We start from the raw sequence: 21,426 nt of genomic DNA, 5'->3' as shown, positions 1-21,426 counted from the left end.
CGGGTTTTTTTGAAGTCTTAGTGGTGTTTCCCACTCATAAGCTACCCGCGCGATTTAAGTCACGATAAGGAGGAGGCTTAAGAGAAGAGAGAAACGTGTTTTCATCGTTGTGTTGTTCCGTTGAGTTGTTTTACTGAAACAGAGGCGTTGAAAAAAACCACTGGTTGGTTAACAAATGAATATCAAATCGAACGCTATATCGTCAACTGTTAATTGCATGTTTATTTTACTTTTATGGTTATTCGTCTGATTGTTAATAAAATAAGTGACTGGTCAGACCCGTACCTTAAGTACGGAGAGGGGGGGGATAAAGCAGGGAGGAGCAACACAGAGGAGGAAGTTGGTATAGAGTAAAATGAATCACGTGATTAAAAGGTGAGGAATTAATCCGGTTTTTTATCACCCTGTCAGGGGTAAACTCACACATAGGATTAACGACCGTCTGTTGTCTCAATCATCGCGGGCTAAACCCAAGGAAGAGTGATCAGTATGCTAACCCCCCGAAAACGCTTATTTGTGCCAGCTGTCTTGCTGGGCATCCTGATCCTTGTCGGGGCTATCTTATTACGCCCGACCCCCGCGAGTAAGCCCGCATTGGAACGTGCACGTGCGGTGGATGTGATCACTTTGCAACCGCAGCCATTGGCGCCGCAAGCCGCCGGTTTTGGACGAGTGGCTCCCAAGGTCGAGTGGCAAGCCATTGCTGAGGTCACGGGCAAGGTGGTGTATCGCCATCCCGATTTAGAAAAAGGGCGGGTGATGGATGCCGGCACCGTCTTGTTGAAAATTGACCCGCTCGACTATGAATTGCGCCTCGCACAGGCCCAAGCCGATGTCAGTGCCAGTCGTGCCCAGCTTGCCCAATGGACGCAAGAAGAGAAAAACCTGCGAACCACCCTCAAGATCGAAAAGCACCGTTTGGCGCTCAGCCAAAAAGAACTCGCTCGTAAGCAAGAGCTGAAACGCAAAGGGTTGGCGTCGCAATCGGCGGTCGATTTGGAGCAGCAAACCATGCTGGCCAATCAGCAAACGTTACAAAACATTGAGAACCAATTGATTGTGCTGCCCAATGAGAAAAACGTCTCGCAGGCGCAGTTAGATGTGAATCAATCCCGTGTGGATGAAGCCAAGCGGGCCTTGGCGAAAACGGTGATCACCTTGCCGATCGATGCGCGCATCTCCAGTGTGCACATTGAACAAGATCAGGTGGTCAATAGTCAGCAAACCATGGTACTGGCTCACGGCATTGATGCGGTGGAAATTGACGCCCAAATTGCACTGCATGATATGCAGGTGCTGGCATCAAGCTTAACCCAATATACCGCCCACAGCGACGGTTATCCCCGGGCTGATCAGCTCGATATCACCGCCTCGATTGCGCTCTCCAGTGGTGACTTTATGCAGCGTTGGCCCGCACGCGTGACCCGTATCAGTGACACGGTGAATGCCAATCAGGCCACCGTCGGGGTGATCTTAGAAGTGCAGCAAAACTACCGCCAACTGTCACCGGAATCGGCGCCACCGCTGGTGAATGGGATGTTTGTACAAGCGCACCTGACAGGGCAAACGAATACCCATTGGGTGATTCCGGAGCGCGCTTTGCACGGTAACACGGTGTACCTGATATCACCCGAGCAGGAGCTGGTTATTGTGCCAGTGGCGGTGTTGTTCCGCCGTGCTGGGCAGGTGGCGATTTCGGGGGATTTGCGCGATGGTCAAGCCGTGGTGCTCAATGATCTGCTGCCTGCCGTGGCGGGGATGGCGCTGCACGCGGTCACACGCAACGGACGGCCTGTGCTCCCAGCGGCGAAGGCGCCCGCGGAAGAGAAGCAGGAGTCGCTGCCATGATCCGTTATTTCTCTCGCCATCCGACCGCCGCCAATTTGTTGATGCTGAGCTTACTGCTGTTTGGCTTAGTATCATTGCCTAAAATCAAACGGGAAACCTTTCCTGAATTCGCCCCGCCTTATATCACCGCCTCGGTGGTTTACCCCGGCGCCTCGCCGCAAGAGGTGGAAGAAAGCCTGTGCATGCGAATGGAAGATGCCGTGGACGGGCTAGCCAATATCGTCGAAACCCGTTGTGAAGCGGTGGAAGGATCGGCGTCGTTGATCTTAAAACTCACCAACAGTGAGGTGGTGTCGCGCATGCTGGTGGATGTGCAGACCCAGATCAACGCGATCAATGATTTCCCTTCTGAGATTGAATCCCCCGTGGTGCGCGAGTTGGATTGGAACGAGCCGGTGGTGGATGTGGCGATCAAAGCAGACACCAGTTTGCCGCACCTGAAAGTCTATGCCGAGCAGCTCAAGCGCACCTTGAAGCTGGATTATGGCGTGTCGCTGGTGACCGTCAGTGGCTTTTCCGATCACCAACTGCGGGTTGAGCTCGATGAAATTGCACTGCGCCAACTGGGGCTGAGTGTGAATGACATCGCCAATATTATCAGCCGACAAAATATCAAACTGCCCAGTGGCAGTATCGAAACCCGTGACCGTAATGTCTTGTTGCGTTTTGATGAGCAGAAGATCACCCCGGGCACCCTTGCGCAGACAGTGATTGGGGCAGACAGCATGGGCGCGATGATCCGCTTGGGGGAGGTCGCGACGATCACCGATCGCTTTGCGTTGGATGAACAGAAAGTGCTGTTTGATGGCACCCCGTCAGCGCTATTGAAGATCAGCAAAAACAAAGCCGATGATGCACTGCGGATCAAAGCGCGCGTGGCCGCGTTTGTCGACGCGGAAAATGCCCGTGCGCCGACCGGTGTGACGCTAACCCTGACCAATGATCTCTCCTCCCTGTTGTGGGATCGCCTGACCATGATGGTCAAAAATGGTTGGCAGGGGGTGGTGTTGGTGTTTGCGGTGATGTGGTTGTTCTTCTCGCTGCGTTACTCGTTTTGGATCGCCGCCGGTTTACCGGTTGCTTTTCTGGGCAGTCTGTATTTGATGTCCGCGTTTTCTTTGTCCATCAACATCATGACGCTTGTGGGGTTATTGATGGCGATCGGGATCATGATGGATGATGCCATCGTGATCTCGGAGTCCATTGCCTCGCATTTGGATCGCGGCCAGAAAGTACAGGATGCGGTGTATAACGGGGTGAAGAAAGTCTTGCCCGGCGTGGTGTCGTCGTACCTGACCACGATTTGTATTTTCGGCAGCCTGATCTTTTTGCAAGGAGAGATGGGCGCGGTGCTGCGGGTGGTGCCACAAGTGTTGATTTTGGTGCTGACGCTGAGCTTGGTGGAAGCCTTCTTGATCCTGCCTAACCATTTAGCGCACTCGCTGCAAAAAGAGAAAAAGGCCGCCCCGCCGCCCCGTTGGAAACAACGCTTTTTGGCGCGCTTTGAGCATTTTCGCCATGGACGTTTGGTGCGTGGCGTCGAGTGGGCCGTGACATGGCGTTATGCCTTTGTGGGGGGCGTGATTGGGCTGTTGTTTGCCTCCGTCGCGCTGTTGGCCGGCGGCGGGCTGAAGTTTGTCGGTTTTCCTGAATTGGATGGGGATATTGCCGAAGCGCGGATCATTCTGCCGCCGGGTTCGACGCTCGCACAAACTGAAGCGGTGGTGAGCACCGTGGTCGCCTCGGCCACCCGCCTGAGCCTAGCGTGGGGGGATCGCAATGAAGGGGGCGTGCCGTTGGTGAAAAACATCACCGAGCAATTCAATTTTAATGCGGATGCCGATGAAAATGGCCCTCATGTGGCGACCGTGCGGCTGGATCTGCTCAGTGCCGAACAGCGTGAGAGTTTGATTGATGACTTTCTCGTGGCGTGGGAGCAAGACGTGGGCGTGTTGGCTGCGCCAGTGGCCTTGGTGTTTAAGCAACCGATGATGGGGCCGGGGGGGCGCGAAATTGAAGTGCGGATGCAGCATGACGATTTACAGATGCTCAAAGCGGCCTCGATTGAAACGCAGGCGTTCTTTACTACCTTCGCGGGGGTGTCCGGTGTGTTGGATGACATGCGCATGGGCAAGCCAGAAGTGTTGATCCGTTTGCGGCCGGGGGCGGAAGCTTTTGGTGTCGATGGCCAGATGATCGCCTCGCAGTTACGAGCGGCGTATTTTGGCCAGACCGCAGATGAAATTCAGATTGGGCCGGAAAACATCGACATTGAAGTGATGTTCAATAAAACACAGGCGGCGGATCTGCAAACCTTGGCCAGCTTTCCGATCATCTTGGCCGACGGCAGCCAAATTCCGTTGGCATCGGTGGCGGTGTTGGCGCATCAACGCAATTTTGTTCGGATCCAGCGCGTGAACGGGTTACGTACCCTCAGTGTGTTTGGGGATCTGCAAGAGAGCGTGGTCAGTGCGAGTGAGGTGCTCCGGCAGTTCCGTACGGTGCTGATGCCACAGTTGCTCAAGACCTACCCGGGGTTACGGTTTGATTTTGAAGGCGCCGCCAAAGACACCGCAGAAACCGGCCAGTCGATGATGACCGGCTTCTTGCTGGGGATTTTCGGCGTGTTTGTGATCCTCAGTTTTCAGTTCCGCAGCTACTTAGAGCCGTTCGTGGTGCTGCTGGCCATTCCGCTTGCCTTGATAGGGGTGCTCTGGGGTCATTGGCTGCTGGGGCACCCGCTGAGTATGCCGAGTATGATGGGTTTTGTGTCGCTGGCGGGCGTCGTGGTGAATGACTCGATCTTGTTGGTGCAGTATATCCGCCACCATTTGGATGACGGCGAAGACATCAAGCAAGCGGTGGTCATGGCGAGCAAGGAGCGTTTCCGCGCGGTCTTTCTGACTTCGCTGACCACGGCCGCCGGGTTATTGCCCTTGATGCTGGAAACCAGCTTGCAGGCACAGGTGATCAAGCCCTTGGTGATTTCCATTGTGTTTGGCATCTTTACCTCGACCTTGTTGGTGTTGTTCATGATCCCCGCGGCCTATGTGATTTTGGCGGACTTTAAGTTGGTCCATCGTCATGAGAAATTGCTGTCAGCCTAGAGCGACGGAAGCACGAGTGATACAGCGTGAGAAAATACGGCGTGTGAGCGAAAATGGACGGGTAGAGATTGTCATTGTCCCTCCCCGAAAGCGTCACGGTCTTGTCATCATCCTTCCCTACGCTTACTGGCATGACTTCCAGTGAGGGAATGATGATGACGTTACTGACACCTATCCAGCGATGGGATTATGCGTTCTCAGAGCGCTGTTTATGCCACCGTTTCAATGAGCAAGTTGCCCAAATCAGTCGAGCGGTATCCCATACCGGTGACGGACATTTGTATGTCTTGTTTGCGTTGCTGATCGTCTGGCTCGATCAAGCACAGGGTAAAACCGTCTTAACCACCGGGCTGTGGGCATTCGCCCTTGAACTGCCCATTTACCTGATACTCAAAAACAGCGTGAAACGCGCTCGTCCCGCCACCTTACCCAGCTTTATCCAACCTTCTGATCAATACAGTTTGCCGTCGGGGCACACAGCGGCCGCGTTTGTCATGGCATCGCTACTGACCGCGTTCTATCCTGATACCGCGTGGTTCATTTGGCCGTGGGCCATCGCGATCGGTTTTTCCCGTGTGTTACTGGGCGTGCATTACATCACCGACATTGTGGCGGGTGCAGCATTAGGGCTGGCGTGTTTTGCGCTCGTGAGCGGGTAAGGAGCGGCGATGAAGATCCTGTATGGCGTACAAGGCACGGGGAATGGGCATATTTCGCGGGCAAGAGAAATGGCACGGGCGTTCACGGCGCTGGGGATGGAGGTGGACTACTTGTTTACGGGCCGCGCGAGTAGCCAGTACTTTGATATGGCGTGTTTTGGTGACTACCGTGCATGGGAAGGGTTAAGTTTCATTTCGGAACATGGTCAAATTAACCAATGGAAAACCTTCCGCCATAACCGGCCCATACACTTTCTGCAGGATGTCAGCCGGTTAGATGTGTCAGGCTATGATCTCGTGCTCAATGATTTTGAGCCTGTCAGTGCATGGGCGGCGCAGCGACAGCGGGTACCCAGCATCGGGGTGAGCCATCAAAATGCGTTTTTATACGATGTCCCCACGCTCGGACAGTCTTGGCTCGATACGTTGATCACGCGGCACTTTGCCCCGACCCAACATGCGCTTGGCTTGCACTGGTTTCATTTCAATCAAAAGATTCTGCCGCCGATTGTGCCTCCCACGCAAACAGATTCTTTTAAACACACTCTGCCATCGTTGTCATTGGGCAGGGAGCATTCGCCCGCTGTCTTGGTGTATCTGCCGTTTGAAGACTTGGCTCTGGTGCTGACGTGGTTATCGCGGTTTTCATCGGTCACCTTTGAGTGTTATCACCCCGCGGTTGCTGCCGATCGCGAGGAAGGCAACGTGCGTTTACGCCGGTTGGATCGTCAGGGGTTTCATGCTGCTATGCATCGCTGTGCCGGGGTGATTGCGAACGGGGGCTTTGAACTGCCGTCGGAAGCGATCAGTTTGGGGAAGAAGTTGTTGCTCAAACCGTTACAAGGCCAGTATGAACAGCAAAGCAATGTGATGACGCTGGAGATGATGGGGCTCGCACAGTCGATGAGTTACCTCGACTCGGCCGCCCTTATGCGCTGGCTGAGCAGTGAATCGGTGGGGCAGGTACAGTTTCCCGATGTGGCCATGGCGATAGCCCAATGGGTACAACAAGGTGAATGGGGAAACCATGACACACTGTGGCGGCATTTGTGGCAGCAGGTGGAATTTCCCGATGTCACGCACGAAGCGTTGGCCGATTTTTCTCATGGCACCACACCGTCGCGTCGCTCGGCGATCATGACCTTGTAAAGGGCGTCATTGTGGGGCTGGCATCAGGCAAAGACGGCGAGGCACACGTGGGTCGCTATACTCAAAGAAACGGCCTCACATTGGCGACAATAACACTGTCGTATTTGCTTACATTTGCTTAGGGGATTGCCTGTGGTACGCCGCTCGGTATGGCGTCTGGGTTTCAATTCTGGTCTTACCAGCATAATGATAAAATTGTGAGATTCCGGAGTTGCCTTTTTTTCCATCAAAGGTAGACTCCCTGCGGAATAGGCTTACAGGTGTAAGCTAGATTGGCAGAGTAGTTATGGCTAAACGTGAATTTCATATCGTCAACCGTCTTCGTTCGCAGATTGAACGTCTCGGGGGACAGGTCGCATTGCGTCATCAGGTTGAAGGTAAGTGGCAAGATATTAGCTGGACCGAGTTTGGTGAGCAAATCCACCAACTGGCCGTGGCAATGCTTGAGCATGGCCTGAATATTCAGGACAAAGTGGGGATTTTCTCCAACAATATGGCGCGTTGGACCGTGGCGGATTTTGCTACGCTCTACAACCGAGCCGTAACCGTGCCAATTTACCCAACCAATACCCCACAACAAGCCGCCTACATCATCAATGATGCAGGGATCCGCATTCTATTTGTGGGTGAGCAAGCACAGTTGGATGCCGCCATTGCGATTGCGCCAGAGTGTCCGCAGCTACAGCACATTGTTGTGATGGGCGATGCCGTGACCCTGACTGAACATCCATTAGTGATCAGCTTTGATGCGTTTGCTTGTTTGCAAAGTGCCGAGGCCGAAGCGGAGTTAGCGCAGCGTCTTGCGCAGTGTGCGATGGATGACTTGTTAACCCTGATTTACACCTCGGGCACCACAGGCACACCGAAAGGCGTGATGCTGGATTACAGTAACATTGCGTCACAGCTAGAAGGCCATGATCAGAATCTGGCGCTGGAAGAAGGTGACGTGTCGTTGTGTTTCTTGCCGCTGTCACACGTGTTTGAACGTGCATGGACCTTCTATGTCCTGCACCGTGGCGGGATCAACTGCTACCTGTCAGACACTAACCTGCTCAAAGAAGCCTTGGTGGAAGTGAAGCCGAACGTGATGGCAGCCGTGCCGCGTGTGTACGAGAAGCTGTATTCTGCGGTACACGATAAAGTGTCGCGTGCACCGATCCACCGTAAGATGATCTTCACGTGGGCGGTGAACATGGGCGCCCGTATGGCGCTGGCACGTCAAGAGTGCCGTGAACCCTCGTTCATGTTGAAAAAGAGCTACGCCTTGGCAGACAAGCTGGTGCTGTCGAAGCTGCGTGCGCTGTTAGGCGGACAAATCAAATTCATGCCATGTGGTGGCGCGAAACTGGACGCGACCATTGGCCGTTTCTTCCACGCCATCGGTATTAACGTGAAGCTGGGTTACGGCATGACCGAAACCACCGCGACCGTGTCGTGTTGGGATGACAAGTGCTTTAATCCTGATTCTATCGGTATGTCGATGCCGGGCGCAGAAGTGAAAATTGGCGACGATAACGAGATCCTCGTACGTGGTCCGATGGTGATGCGCGGCTACTACAACATGCCAGAAGAAACCGCGAATAACTTTACCGCTGACGGTTTCTTGAAAACCGGTGATGCGGGTTACATCGACGATAATGGCAACCTGTTCATTACCGATCGCATCAAAGAGTTGATGAAAACCTCGGGCGGTAAATACATTGCGCCACAGGTGATCGAAGGGGCGATCGGTAAAGATCACTTCATCGAGCAGATCGCCGTGATCGCTGATACGCGTAAGTTTGTGTCGGCGTTGATCGTGCCTTGTTTCGACACGCTGGAAGAACATGCGCGTGAACTGAACATCAAGTACCACGATCGCTTGGAGTTGGTAAAAAACAGCCAGATCGTTGAGCTGATCGAAAAGCGTGTGATTGAGCTGCAAAAAGATTTGGCGCGTTTTGAGCAAGTGAAGAAATTCACCCTGCTGCCAAGCGCGTTCTCGATGGACAAAGGGGAACTGACACCGACGCAGAAATTGCGCCGTAAAGTGATTCAGGACCGCTACCATCAAGAAATTGAACGCATGTACGAAGAGAGCCACAAGAAAGCGCGATAAGCGCCTGTGAGGCTCGCGGCTGAGCATTTGTGTTGAGCCCTTTGTGCCGGAACAAATCATCGCGTTGAACGGATAAGAGAGTGCTTAGGCACTCTCTTTTTTTATGCCTGTATTTACCGCTATTGTCTCCGGTTCTTGTTGATGCGGGATCAGAGTGGTGATTTTTCATCCGATCAGACCAGTGTGATCCTCTGGCTTTGTCTTTACATGTAGCGAATGATGGTGAGTGAGGTGGTGATAAAGCCATAAATACGGTGAACAATGACCCATTTCAGTGGAATCGTGTTAACTGCCTATGTGCGATAGACGGGGTTGATAAAAAAGCGTTACAGTTGTTGCAGTCTGCCATGGTGTGTTATGGCATGTGGTAGACACATAGCATGATAACGAGAGAAGTTTTCATTCATTAGGCTAAAAATAAGCCCTAACTATGTACTATTAGCCTGTATAGCTAATTGAAAGTAAAGCATAAGCATGTCTTTGCTGTATTTCCACGAAGGCCTTGACCCATCCCGTGCTAGGTATTGTCACCCTGTTCTCCAGTCAGGTTGGCATGTTATCGGCGAGCCAATGTCGGTCGTGGAATGAATTAGCTATGCAGGGTGGTAGTCGCGACCTGGAGGCAGAAATATGGAAATGTTGTCCGGCGCTGAGATGATCGTACGTTCAATGATCGATCAAGGCGTAAAGCACATCTTCGGATACCCTGGCGGTTCCGTGCTGGATATTTACGACGCGCTGCATGAAAAGAGTGACATTGAGCATGTCCTCGTCCGGCATGAACAAGCCGCCGTGCACATGGCTGATGGCTATGCCCGCGCGACCGGTGAGGTCGGTGTCGTGCTGGTCACGTCAGGCCCTGGGGCGACCAATGCCATCACAGGGATCGCGACCGCGTACATGGACTCTATTCCAATGGTTGTTTTTTCCGGGCAGGTGATGAGTAACCTGATCGGGAACGATGCCTTTCAAGAGTGTGACATGGTCGGGATCTCCCGTCCGGTTGTAAAGCACAGCTTCTTGGTGAAAAAGCCCGAAGACATTCCTGAAATAATCAAAAAAGCCTTCTATATTGCCGCCAGTGGCCGTCCGGGTCCGGTGGTGATTGATATCCCCAAAGACATGCTAAACCCTGCTGAAAGCTATGCGTATCAGTATCCAGAGCAGATCGCGATGCGTTCTTACAACCCCACGACGAACGGCCACAAAGGCCAGATAAAACGCGGTTTGAAAGCGCTATTGGCGGCGAAAAAGCCAGTGCTGTATGTCGGTGGCGGGGCGATCATGGCCGACTGTAGCCCACAGTTGCTCAAGTTGGCAGAGACGCTCAATATACCTGTTGTGAACACTTTGATGGGGCTGGGCGCCTTCCCGGGGACCCACACCCATAACCTCGGTATGTTGGGGATGCACGGCACGTATGAAGCCAATATGGCCATGCATAATTCGGATTTAATCTTCGGCATTGGGGTGCGGTTTGATGATCGTACCACCAATAACGTAGAGAAATACTGCCCTAACGCGACCATCATGCACATTGATATCGATCCGTCATCCATATCCAAAACCATTGCCGTGGATATCCCGATCGTGGGTTCAGCCGACACGGTGCTGAACTGCATGCTGAAGTTACTCGATGAGCAAAGCGCCGAGCATGATGAGACGGCGCTGGACAGCTGGTGGAGTGAAATTGCTACGTGGCGTGCCCGTCAGTGCCTGAACTACGATACCACCAGTGAGCGCATTAAACCGCAGCAGGTGATTGAAGTGCTGCACCGTTTGACTGATGGTGAGGCGTATGTGACGTCTGATGTGGGTCAGCACCAGATGTTTGCGGCGTTGTATTACCCGTTTGATAAGCCGCGCCGTTGGATCAACTCCGGTGGCCTTGGCACCATGGGCTTTGGTCTGCCTGCGGCGATGGGGGTCAAGTTTGCTCTGCCGGATGCCGAGGTCGTGTGTGTCACCGGTGATGGCAGTATTCAGATGAATATTCAGGAGCTGTCTACTGCGTTGCAATACGATATTCCGGTGAAAATCATTAACCTCAATAACCGCTTCTTGGGCATGGTAAAACAGTGGCAAGACATGATTTATCAAGGTCGCCATTCGCATTCTTACATGGATTCGGTGCCCGATTTTGCTGCCATTGCCGAAGCGTATGGCCACGTGGGTGTACGTATTTCTGATCCTAATGCGCTGGAAGGGGAGCTTGAAAAAGCCCTGGCATTGAAAGACCGTTTGGTCTTTATCGACATCAGTGTGGATGAAACGGAGCACGTGTACCCGATGCTGATCCGAGGCGGTGCAATGAGTGAAATGTGGCTAAGTAAAACGGAGAGAACATAATGCGCAGGATTATATCGGTATTACTGGAGAATGAACCGGGTGCCTTGTCACGTGTTGTCGGCTTGTTTTCCCAGCGCGGCTACAATATTGAATCACTCACGGTGGCACCAACGGAAGATCCGACGTTATCGCGCTTAAACATCACGACCCACGTGGAAGATCACGCGGCGTTAGAGCAGATAGAGAAACAACTGCATAAGTTGATTGATATTCTTAAGGTCAGCAATGTCACGGAAGGTGAGCATGTTGAGCGTGAATTGATGCTGGTGAAAGTGAAAGCCAGTGGCTTCGCCCGTGCCGAAGTGAAGCGCACGGCTGACATTTTTCGTGGTCAGATTGTCGATGTCACCAGCCAGATCTACACCATTCAATTGGCTGGTGCGAGTGACAAGTTGGATGCATTTATTGCGGCTGTCAGCGAAGCCACTGAAATCATTGAAGTGGCCCGTAGCGGGGTGGTTGGCGTCGCTCGCGGAGAGCGCGCTCTGAAAGTTTAACCTCGACATTTTCCCCTGTGTGATGAGAGGGAACCCTGATAAAGCCTGATGGAAACATCAGGCTTTTTTGTGCCTGTGATGTGTGTCATGGCAACCTGAAAATCCGCTGCTCTTAGACTAAAGTCTAATAATGTCCGCAGTCGTGATCACAGAGGGGGGGGCCATGTTAACGAAAATGCATGCCAAATGGATGGCAAGGCTGACGGTATTAAGCCTGTTTTGCCTTGGTTTTTACGTCAGTGCCTTGTACTTCCTGCTGGCGATATTATTGCTTAACACCCATCACAAAGAAATCTTCTGGTAAGGCCGTCGGTGTTGTTATTCACGCTACTGAGGCGACGATATCCGCACTTATAGATAGCGTTTTATATGGTCCAGAGCGCGCTGTGAATGTCGTCCCAGTAACGCCAACGCCAGCTCACTGTCACGCTGGAGAACGGCTTTCATGATGGCCTCATGCTCGCCATGATCATGATAACGCTCATCATTGCTGCGATGGTGGCTTAGCCAGATGTGCCGATAGCGGCCGATTTGCTCATACACTTGGTGATAGAGCGACAGCATCACGGTTGATTGGCAGCCCATCAGTAAGGCAAGGTGGAAGTCGCGGTGATATTTTTCCCACAGGGTAAATTCCGTCGCAACATCCGCAGGCTGAAGGCGGCTTAAACGGTGGTAGGCTGTGACGATATTCAGTTCCCACTCCTCATTGCCGGCTTGTATAGCTTGTGAGAGTAAAAGGCGAGACAGTTCTAAATTGGTCTGATAAAGATCGTCGAGTTCTGTCACCGAGATTGGAGACACCCAGCAGCCTTTTTGCGGGGCGAACTGCACATACTTGCGCCATGAGAGCTGCACCAAGGCTTCTCGAATGGGGGATGCGCCTACATGATATTGCTTGGTTAATTCGGCTACGACCAGTTTTTGGCCGGGCTTCAAAATGCCAGAGAGAATGTCCTGACGGATCATCTCCATCACTTTTTCACTAAGGGTTGGGCTGGACACGATTTACTTTTCCTTGCTGTCAATGTTCGGCGCTCACAATCATCCTTTTAGGGGATGATTCTGGGAGCGAGTATACCCACGAACAAAAAGTACGGCGAATGCCAACATGCAGAAGTGTGAGTCCCTACGCTTTTTGTGTATCTAGTTGCTTATGCTAGAAAAACAGTGGCTCTATCGCCGTGTAGGCAAGGCGACGCGATAGTCTGAATGAACTGGAAGCGAGACGGGGAATCGTTTAGGTCAAGGGGGGGATCATGCAGGGAAGTGCTGGACGGAGAAATCGTTGTGAGACGTTACGGTGAGGTGTCACTGCGGCAGAATAAAAAAACGGGAGCCGAAGGCTCCCGTTTACGATGCGAGTGCACGTTGTATGAATCCGAAGACTTATAGTACGTGTACAGATGCGGTGTTAGTTGTGCCTGATGGTACTAGTGCACCAGAAACCATTACCACGATGTCGCCTTTCGCGCCCAGACCTGTTTCTAGCGCTAGCTCTTTACCGCGAAGGTAGAAAGAATCGGTGTTGTCGATAGAGTCAACAATCACTGGTGTAACACCTTTAGTTAGCGCAAGTTGAGCCGCCGTCTTAGTGTTAGTGGTTACCGCTAGGATGTTTGCTGTTGGGAAGTACTTACGGATTGAACGCGCAGATTTACCCGCTTCAGTCGCAACAACAATTAGCGGAGCGTTTAGTTTCTCAGATGTGTCTACTGCACCTTTACATACCGCTTCAGTGATACGTAGGCGAGCGCTGTCTAGACGAGAACCTAGCTCTGCTTTTAGTGCGCCGTCAGTACGCTGACAGATTTGCGCCATGATAGTCACAGCTTCGATTGGGTATTTACCCTTCGCTGATTCACCAGACAGCATTACTGCGTCAGTACCATCCATGATGGCGTTCGCCACGTCACCCGCTTCTGCGCGTGTTGGACGTGGGTTCTTGATCATAGAATCAAGCATTTGCGTTGCAGTGATAACCACTTTACGTGCACGGTTACACTTCTCGATCATCATCTTCTGTGCGAAGATAACTTCTTCAACTGGGATTTCAACACCTAGGTCACCACGAGCAACCATGATGCCGTCAGACGCTTCAAGGATAGCATCGAAGTTATCAACGCCTTCCTGGTTTTCAATCTTAGAGATGATCTGGATGCTTTCGCCGCCGTTCGCGTTCAATAGCGCACGGATTTCTTTTACATCTTCTGCTTTACGAATGAAAGAAGCCGCAACGAAGTCAACGCCTTGCTCACAACCGAACTTAAGGTCTGCTTTGTCTTTTTCAGACAGGGCAGGTAGTTTCACAGAAACACCTGGAAGGTTAACACCTTTGTTCTCGCCAAGGTCACCGTTGTTCAGTACTTTACACTTCACTTCAGCATCAGTGGTGTCGATAACTTCCATTTCAATCAGGCCGTCATCCACAAGGATGATGTTACCTTTTGCTAGGTCTTTTGCGAAACCCGGGTAAGTTACCGCTACGCGGTCTTGGTTGCCGATCACTGATGTGTCAGTGGTGAATGTGAATTCCTGACCTGCAACAAGAGAAAAATCTTGACCGCCTTCAAGCTTGATTGTACGAATTTCAGGACCTTTAGTGTCTAGAAGAATCGCCAGTTGCTTACCAGTGTTAGCCATTACTTCACGTACGTTGTTGATACGCTGGCCGTGCTCAGCGAAGTCACCGTGTGAGAAGTTAAGACGCATTACGTTCATACCAGCGTTAGCCAGTTTAGTAAGCATTTCTACTGATTCTGTTTTCGGTCCAATCGTACATACGATCTTAGTCTTTTTCATTGAGAAGTCTCTCCAGACGAACTTTTACCCAAGGGAAAATGGAATCACTGTGTTATACCTGAAAATGCAGGGGCAATAGTGTCAATTGGCATCACCAAGTGTGATGGCCTTCACACGATTGTCTTTTCACCTTACAGAACACGGTGATAATACAAAAAATAACAAAAATAGTGCCTTACCAAAGCATCGGTTTGCTTTGAAAAGGGGACTCTTGTTAGTGCTGGTGATTGTGGCTTGATTTGTGTCATCACCAAGCGTACCGCGAAGGGATGACGAAAATATGTCCGGCTTACATAAATGTGCTTGCCAAACAAGCGACGCATACTAGCATAGTTCAAGTCTTTGATCACCTTGTGAGAGTGTGCAAATTTTTAACGGATGCCCAAAGATAAAGTGAGATTATCTACCTATTTCACAGATTTTTTTTGTTTATTATCAATGGAGGATTAATTTTTAGCTCCAAAATAAATAAATCTCTTAACGTTGGCATCTCTTCTCCTTGTGAGGATAGTGCTTGGCTGTATGCAATGTTGGCATTATATTGCTTTTGAGAATATATAAATGCGTGTGACACGCCGATTACCCTCCTGTGGTTGCCATCAATTGAGTTGGTGATGTGGCGCGTGGCCTGCATGCCTGCCGCTTTGGTTTTATAGGAAAATGTCACGCTGTGTCTAACAACATCACGACGCTCGCCCCCCTCGCGATTGATACGCATTATGGGCTTGTTATCCACCGAAACTTCGTTCCTCTATTTGCTACAGATCCCTATGCACGCTGTTTTGGTTATGACGCAGGCGAAGAGATTATGGCCATGCCTAGCCTGCTACCTTTGATTGCCCCCAATGAACGCGAAATAGCTCAGATTGCCTATCAACGCGTGATGTCAGGATTGGATCTGCCTGGTGTGCGTACCTTTGAAAACGTGAATAAGACGGGCGAGCGTTTAACGGTGCTGACGGTGGATAGTATCATTGAATGGAATGGTGAGCCCGCGATGCAGATCATTGTTGTGGATCTGAGCCGTCAAATGGCGATGCAGAGTCAACTGCAAGCCAGTGAAGAGCGCTACCGCGAGTTGGTTGACGGGTCCATTCAAGGCATCGTGGTACATAAAAATTTCCAGCCATTGTTCTGTAACCAAGCGTACGCCACGATGTTTGGCTTTGCTGATAGTGACGCGTTGATTGCGGCGGGCTCAATGTTGCCCCGCATTAATCCGTCGCATCAAGCGCAAGCGTGGGAAGATAACCATGTATTGCTCTCAGGGGAGTGTGCGTTTATTAAAACGGAAGCAGAAGGGTTACGGGAAGATGCGCTGCCTGTTTGGCTCAGCCTATTATCACGCCCTGTACTCTGGAATGGCGAGCGGGTGGTGCAAGTGACAGCCATGGATATAACGGAGCAATATCAGTTACGCGAGCGGTTAGAATATCAGGCCAACTTTGATGGCTTAACGAACCTGCTGAACCGCCGTGCACTGGCTGAACACCTTGATCAGCAGGTGCGGATTGCCTGCACCCAAGAAGCCCCTTTAAGTTGCCTGTTGATTGATGTTGATAACTTTAAGGCGATCAATGATACGTGTGGTCACCAAGCGGGTGATAAGGTGTTGCAGCAGTTTGCGTTGTGCTGTCAGCGCGTGACACGTCAATCTGATTTCATCGGACGTTGGGGTGGAGAAGAGTTTGTGCTCGTCTTACCGCATACGCCAGTGGCACAAGCGCAGCCGATTGCTGAACGCTTATGTCGTTCGATAGCGGAGCTGGCGGTTTATTTTGATGCACACGCGATCATGTTTACGGTCAGTATTGGTGTGGCGTCGATCACCCCAGAGATACGTACTGTGGATGCCTTGGTTGGCAAGGCCGATGAAGCGCTTTATGCCGCGAAGCACCGTGGTAAAGGGCAGGTCGTGGTTTGCGAATAAGCGGGGCTACGTCAGGAAAAACGGGGAAAGTCACCTTTCCCCGTTGAATTTCAATGAAAGTGAGCAAATGCTCACTCTTATTTTCTATGATGCCGTTTTTCCGATTGGCGGCATTTACAGCGCGTTTGTGAATGTCCGAGACACCACATCTTGTTTTTGCTCTGGCGTTAAGGCATTAAACCGCACGGCATAACCGGACACACGAATGGTCAGGTTCGGATAGTTTTCAGGATGCTCGATCGCGTCCAGCAGCATGTCACGGTTAAGCACGTTCACATTCAGGTGCTGGCCGCCCTCAATGGCCTCATCATGATGGAAATACCCATCCAATAATCCCACTAAGTTCGCCTTACGGACGCCTTCTTCTTTGCCCAGCGCTTGCGGCACGATAGAGAAGGTATACGAAATCCCATCTTTAGCGTATGCGAACGGCAGTTTCGCGACAGAGGTTAATGACGCCGCTGCGCCTTTTTGATCACGGCCATGCATCGGGTTTGCCCCCGGCGCAAACGGGGTGCCTGCGCGACGACCATCTGGCGTGTTACCGGTTTTTTGTCCGTACACCACGTTCGAGGTGATGGTCAAAATGGACTGCGTGGGTACCGCGTTGCGATAGGTTGGCAGCGCCTGAATTTTCTTCATAAAGCGTTCAACCAGATCGCACGCAATGCTATCGACACGGTCATCATTGTTACCAAACTGCGGGTAGTCACCGTCAATTGTAAAGTCGACAGCCAAGCCGGATTCATCACGGATCGGGCTCACTTTAGCGTACTTAATGGCCGCGAGGGAGTCCGCCGCGACGGATAAACCGGCCAAGCCACAGGCCATGGTGCGGTACACATCGCGATCATGCAGGGCCATCAGTGAGGCTTCGTAACTGTATTTATCGTGCATGTAGTGGATCAGGTTCAAGGCACTGATGTACTGTACCGCCAGCCAATCCATGAAGTGATCCAGGCTTGCCATCACGGTATCGTAGTCTAACACCTCGTCCATTAACGGCGCGGTTTTCGGGCCGACTTGAATGTTTAGCTTCTCGTCGACACCGCCATTGATGGCGTACAGAAGCGTCTTGGCAATGTTGGCTCGTGCGCCAAAGAACTGCATCTGCTTACCGATCACCATTGGGCTGACACAACAGGCGATACCGTAATCATCGCTGTCGAAGTCAACGCGCATGAGGTCATCATTCTCATACTGCAGCGAGGAGGTCACGATTGACACCTGTGCGGCGTACTTCTTGAAGTCGACCGGCAATTGCTCAGACCACAAGATCGTCAGGTTTGGCTCAGGCGCAGGCCCCATGGTGTGTAGCGTATGCAGGTAACGGAAGGCATTTTTCGTGACCAGTGTACGCCCGTCAAGCCCCATTCCCCCGATCACTTCAGTCGCCCAAATCGGATCGCCAGAGAATAGCGTATCGAACTCAGGGGTACGCAAGAAACGCACCATACGGATCTTCATGATGAAGTGGTCAATCAGCTCTTGCGCCTGCGTTTCATCTAAACGGCCAGCCTGAATATCACGCTCAATGTACACATCAAGGAACGTTGCGGTGCGGCCCAGTGACATCGCGCCACCATTTTGTGACTTCACGGCCGCAAGGTAGGCAAAGTACAGCCACTGTACCGCTTCTTGCGCGTTCATGGCTGGGTGAGAAATATCAAACCCATAATTGGCCGCCATTTCCTGAATTTGCATCAGGGCGCGTTTTTGTTCGGATAACTCTTCACGTAAACGGATCACCGCTTCAATATCGCGACCGGCTTCCAGATCCGGCTGTAGCGATGCAAACTGTGCGTCACGCTCTTTCACCAAGTGGCTGATACCGTAGAGTGCGACGCGGCGATAATCACCGATAATGCGTCCACGGCCATACCCATCCGGCAAGCCTGTCAGCACACCGGATTTACGGCAGCGCAGGATCTCCGGTGAATACACATCGAACACGCCTTGGTTATGGGTTTTGCGCAGATCCGTAAAGATATACTCAAACTGCGGATCCATCTCACGCCCGTACGCGTCAAACGAACTGCGGATCATGTTGACCCCACCGTACGGGTGCAGTGCGCGTTTGAGTGGCTTATCTGTTTGTAAGCCCACAATGGTTTCTAACGTTTTGTCGATGTAGCCCGGCGCATGCGCCGTGATGGTGGTGGCCACGTTGGTATCAAAGTCGACCGGCGCGTGGGTAGCGTTCTCTTGACGAATGCCCTCCATGACTTTTTCCCACAACGCATGGGTTGCTGGGGTCGCGTCAGCCAGAAACGTTTCATCGCCTTCATAGGGGGTGTAGTTCTGCTGAATAAAGGCGCGCACATCGATAGTGCGTTTCCAGTCAGTACCTTGAAAGCCTGCCCATGCATCGTGAAACGGAGCAGCGTTAAGATCGTGTGTTAATTCCATGTCAGTCATTCTCTTAGTAAGCGTCAATCGTCGCGAGTGCCATCTCACCCAGATGGATGGCATCAAGCGCAATCATTTTTTCTTCATTGGTCGGGATCACCGCACACGCCACGCGCGATTGCGCGGTGGAGATAATGCGTTGGCCGGCACGTCCCGGAAGGGCATTTTTTTCGTCATCTAGCGTGATACCAAACACTTGCAAGTGTTTGATCACGAGACTGCGGATCAACTGCGAATTTTCCCCGATGCCACCGGTAAAAATCACGCCATCAAGACGAGATAAGGAAGCCGCATGGCCCGCGATATGACGTGCGATACGATGAACAAAGGTATTGATGGCCAATACCGCGCGTTCATGACCGGTGTGCCAGGCTTTTTCGAGTTCGCGTAAATCTGAGGAGATACCGGACAGGCCCAGTAAGCCTGATTCGGTGTTGACCACGCGTTCAAGATCATCAAGTGATTGATTCGTTTGCTTGGCTATCCATACCAATGCGCCAAAATCCACATCCCCACAGCGGGTGCCCATCATGAGCCCTTCCAGCGGTGTCATGCCCATAGAGGTATCCACACTGCACCCGTTATGGACGGCACAAATGGAAGAACCATTGCCCAGATGAGCGATCACGATGCCACTGTCGGCTTGTGGCAGATTCAGCAGTTGATAAGCCTCCTGTGCGACGTAGCGGTGTGACGTACCATGAAAACCGTAACGGCGCACATGGTGCTCTTCATAGTAGTGCCACGGTAGGGCATACAAATAGGCTTCGGGAGCGAGTGTTTGGTGGAAGCTGGTATCAAAAACAGCGACTTGTTGTGCGCTTGGGAACAGCTTTTGTGACACTTCAACGCCGGTTAAATTGGCGAAGTTATGTAACGGTGCTAACGCTGATACAGCGCGGATTTGTTCAATCACGGCATCGGTGATCACGGTGGAATGTTTAAACACATTGCCACCGTGTGCAATGCGATGGCCGATTAAGGCCACGCTATTGATGAGATCGCGTTGTTTCAATTCCAATGCAATGGCGGTAAGTGCGCCTTCATAATCCTGACGTGTCAGCAAGGCAGCAGGGCTTCCATTGACGGAAATGCAGGCCTTTTCTGTATTGACACAATCCACGATACCAGACAGTAGTTCATCGCAATTTTCGACATCGAAGGCTGAAAATTTGACTGACGATGAACCGCAGTTAATCACCAATACAATCGGATATTCAATCATCTATATACTCCGCTTATCGCTAATCTTTTTTATTAAAACAGTTTGTAAACAATGTTTAAGATGGTCATTAAGCCAATCACGACAACAAAAATATTATCGATACCGCGGTACTTGGCTAAAGACGGTGTTTTACGAATCGCATAGATCGGCAGTAGACACAGTAGCGAGGCAATAATCGGCGCGCCCATGGCTTCAATCAGATCAAGAATGTTGGGATTTAAGTAAGAAACAAACCACGTTGACCCCATGATGAAACCCATGCTGATCGCATTGAGTTTGCCCGTTGACACTTTTGTGGCGTCGCCTTTGTAACGGAACTTCAGGATCAACCCGTTCATCCCTTCTAAGGTGCCGAGGTAATGGCCAAAGAAGGATTTGAAAATCGCCACTAATGCGATGATCGAGGCACTGTACTCAAGGACGGTCGCAAAGCCTGATTGTGAACCAGATAATGAGGAGAAGTGGTTCGCTAAGTAAGACAAAACCGGTAGATTCTGCGCTTTGGCTTCAGCCATGTTTTCAGGTGACAGCGTAAACAGGCAACTAAAGGCAAAGAACATCACCACGGCAACCATCAGGAAACTGGCGCGACCAATGATTTTTGAACACTTACGCTCGGTGTATGCATTACCTTGCGTCGGTTCATACTCTTCACGTTTGGAAACAATGAACGAAGAGACAATCGGTGAGAAGTTAAAGGAGAACACCATGATGGAAATACCCAGCCACACGGTGACCAATAATCCATCGCTACCCATCAATGAAATATCACTGAAACTGGCTTGCTCAATCACAGAGGCGTTCCAATACGGGATCAGTGACAATGAAATCAGTACTAAACTCGCAATGAAAGGGAAGACCAGCCAACTCATGACTTTGACCATGAGATCTTTACCCAGCCAGATAATCAGACCCATGGCGAGCAGCAGGCCGAAAGCCACGATGCCACGGTTTATGACCGGTAATTGTAATTGGTGCTCCCAAAACGCCATAAAGGTGTTCGTGATGGTCACGCCGTAGATCCACAACAGTGGGCAGATGGCAAAGAAGTAGAGGAAGGTGATCACAATCCCCCCAGTTTTACCAAAATGCTCTTCAACGGTTTCAGTGATATTGCCTGAAATATTGGTGCCAGACAGACATAATCGAGCTAATGCACGGTGACAATAATAGGCGATAGGAAACGCCAGCATTGCCATGATCAATATCGGGAATAAACCCCCATATCCGGCGCGAATAGGAAAGAAGAGAACGCCCGCACCAATCGCGGTACCAAATAAACCTAAAGTCCACGTTGTATCTGATTTTCTCCAGTCTGATTTTTCTGACTGGTTAACAATAACGTTGTCCATT

At 51.3% G+C, this 21,426-nt stretch carries 15 protein-coding genes; 9 read left to right on the top strand and 6 right to left on the bottom strand.

Translation table 11 applies throughout. From position 1 onward, the window contains the following. Positions 1-489 precede the first annotated feature (489 nt). From L4C36_RS06660 to L4C36_RS06625, 8 genes are all read left to right on the top strand, one after another. Positions 490-1,848 carry an efflux RND transporter periplasmic adaptor subunit gene (locus L4C36_RS06660; protein ID WP_428477013.1) on the top strand — a complete coding sequence of 453 codons (1,359 nt, stop codon included), beginning with the start codon at positions 490-492 and terminating at the stop codon, positions 1,846-1,848. Continuing rightward, a complete protein-coding gene (locus L4C36_RS06655) occupies positions 1,845-4,955 on the top strand; it encodes an efflux RND transporter permease subunit (RefSeq protein ID WP_428477012.1) in 3,111 nt (1,036 codons plus the stop codon). Before L4C36_RS06660 ends, L4C36_RS06655 begins: the two co-directional genes overlap by 4 nt. Before the next feature lie 155 nt (positions 4,956-5,110). After that, positions 5,111-5,614, top strand: coding sequence for a phosphatase PAP2 family protein (locus tag L4C36_RS06650; protein ID WP_428477011.1), 504 nt, complete (start codon positions 5,111-5,113; stop codon positions 5,612-5,614). Positions 5,615-5,623: 9 nt separating this feature from the next. Next, positions 5,624-6,763: an MJ1255/VC2487 family glycosyltransferase gene (locus L4C36_RS06645; protein ID WP_428477010.1), complete on the top strand. Its 1,140-nt coding sequence runs from the start codon at positions 5,624-5,626 to the stop codon at positions 6,761-6,763. Positions 6,764-7,049: 286 nt separating this feature from the next. Then, positions 7,050-8,861, top strand: coding sequence for an AMP-dependent synthetase/ligase (locus L4C36_RS06640; protein ID WP_428477009.1), 1,812 nt, complete (start codon positions 7,050-7,052; stop codon positions 8,859-8,861). Positions 8,862-9,491: 630 nt separating this feature from the next. Beyond that, positions 9,492-11,210, top strand: coding sequence for an acetolactate synthase 3 large subunit (locus L4C36_RS06635; RefSeq protein WP_428477008.1), 1,719 nt, complete (start codon positions 9,492-9,494; stop codon positions 11,208-11,210). After that, positions 11,210-11,707, top strand: coding sequence for an acetolactate synthase small subunit (gene ilvN, locus L4C36_RS06630; protein WP_428477007.1), 498 nt, complete (start codon positions 11,210-11,212; stop codon positions 11,705-11,707). The genes L4C36_RS06635 and ilvN overlap by 1 nt, the downstream gene beginning before the upstream one ends. 163 nt (positions 11,708-11,870) lie before the next feature. Beyond that, complete coding sequence (locus L4C36_RS06625; protein ID WP_428477006.1) at positions 11,871-12,011, top strand: hypothetical protein; 141 nt, start codon at positions 11,871-11,873, stop codon at positions 12,009-12,011. Positions 12,012-12,058: 47 nt separating this feature from the next. Here the strand turns inward: L4C36_RS06625 and L4C36_RS06620 are convergent, their stop codons facing one another. The 3 genes from L4C36_RS06620 to L4C36_RS06610 all read right to left on the bottom strand — a co-directional run bounded on the left by L4C36_RS06620 (position 12,059) and on the right by L4C36_RS06610 (position 15,245). Further along, complete coding sequence (locus L4C36_RS06620) at positions 12,059-12,712, bottom strand: GntR family transcriptional regulator (RefSeq protein WP_428477005.1); 654 nt, start codon at positions 12,710-12,712, stop codon at positions 12,059-12,061. Positions 12,713-13,096: 384 nt separating this feature from the next. Continuing rightward, the gene (pykF, locus tag L4C36_RS06615; protein ID WP_428477004.1) at positions 13,097-14,509 is read right to left on the bottom strand and encodes a pyruvate kinase PykF; all 1,413 of its coding nucleotides are present in this window, start codon (positions 14,507-14,509) and stop codon (positions 13,097-13,099) included. Between the two features lie 412 nt (positions 14,510-14,921). Continuing rightward, the gene (locus L4C36_RS06610) at positions 14,922-15,245 is read right to left on the bottom strand and encodes a hypothetical protein (protein WP_428477003.1); all 324 of its coding nucleotides are present in this window, start codon (positions 15,243-15,245) and stop codon (positions 14,922-14,924) included. Positions 15,246-15,317: 72 nt separating this feature from the next. On the opposite strand from L4C36_RS06610, the gene L4C36_RS06605 reads away from it, so the two are divergent. Beyond that, complete coding sequence (locus L4C36_RS06605) at positions 15,318-16,439, top strand: sensor domain-containing diguanylate cyclase (protein WP_428477002.1); 1,122 nt, start codon at positions 15,318-15,320, stop codon at positions 16,437-16,439. 114 nt (positions 16,440-16,553) lie between these two features. Here the strand turns inward: L4C36_RS06605 and pflB are convergent, their stop codons facing one another. From pflB to tdcC, 3 genes are read right to left on the bottom strand one after another with little or no spacing between them, the layout of a single operon-like run. Continuing rightward, the gene (pflB, locus tag L4C36_RS06600; protein ID WP_428477001.1) at positions 16,554-18,848 is read right to left on the bottom strand and encodes a formate C-acetyltransferase; all 2,295 of its coding nucleotides are present in this window, start codon (positions 18,846-18,848) and stop codon (positions 16,554-16,556) included. Positions 18,849-18,861: 13 nt separating this feature from the next. Continuing rightward, positions 18,862-20,073 (bottom strand): propionate kinase, encoded by a 1,212-nt coding sequence (tdcD, locus tag L4C36_RS06595; RefSeq protein ID WP_428477000.1) that lies wholly within the window; start codon positions 20,071-20,073, stop codon positions 18,862-18,864. Positions 20,074-20,105: 32 nt separating this feature from the next. Further along, positions 20,106-21,425: a threonine/serine transporter TdcC gene (gene tdcC, locus L4C36_RS06590; protein WP_428476999.1), complete on the bottom strand. Its 1,320-nt coding sequence runs from the start codon at positions 21,423-21,425 to the stop codon at positions 20,106-20,108. Position 21,426: the final 1 nt, after the last annotated feature.

It is taken from the genome of Photobacterium japonica, from assembly GCF_050337005.1.
GTDB classification, from domain to species: Bacteria; Pseudomonadota; Gammaproteobacteria; order Enterobacterales; family Vibrionaceae; genus Photobacterium; species Photobacterium japonica.
This window is presented reverse-complemented; position numbering and strand designations above follow the sequence as displayed.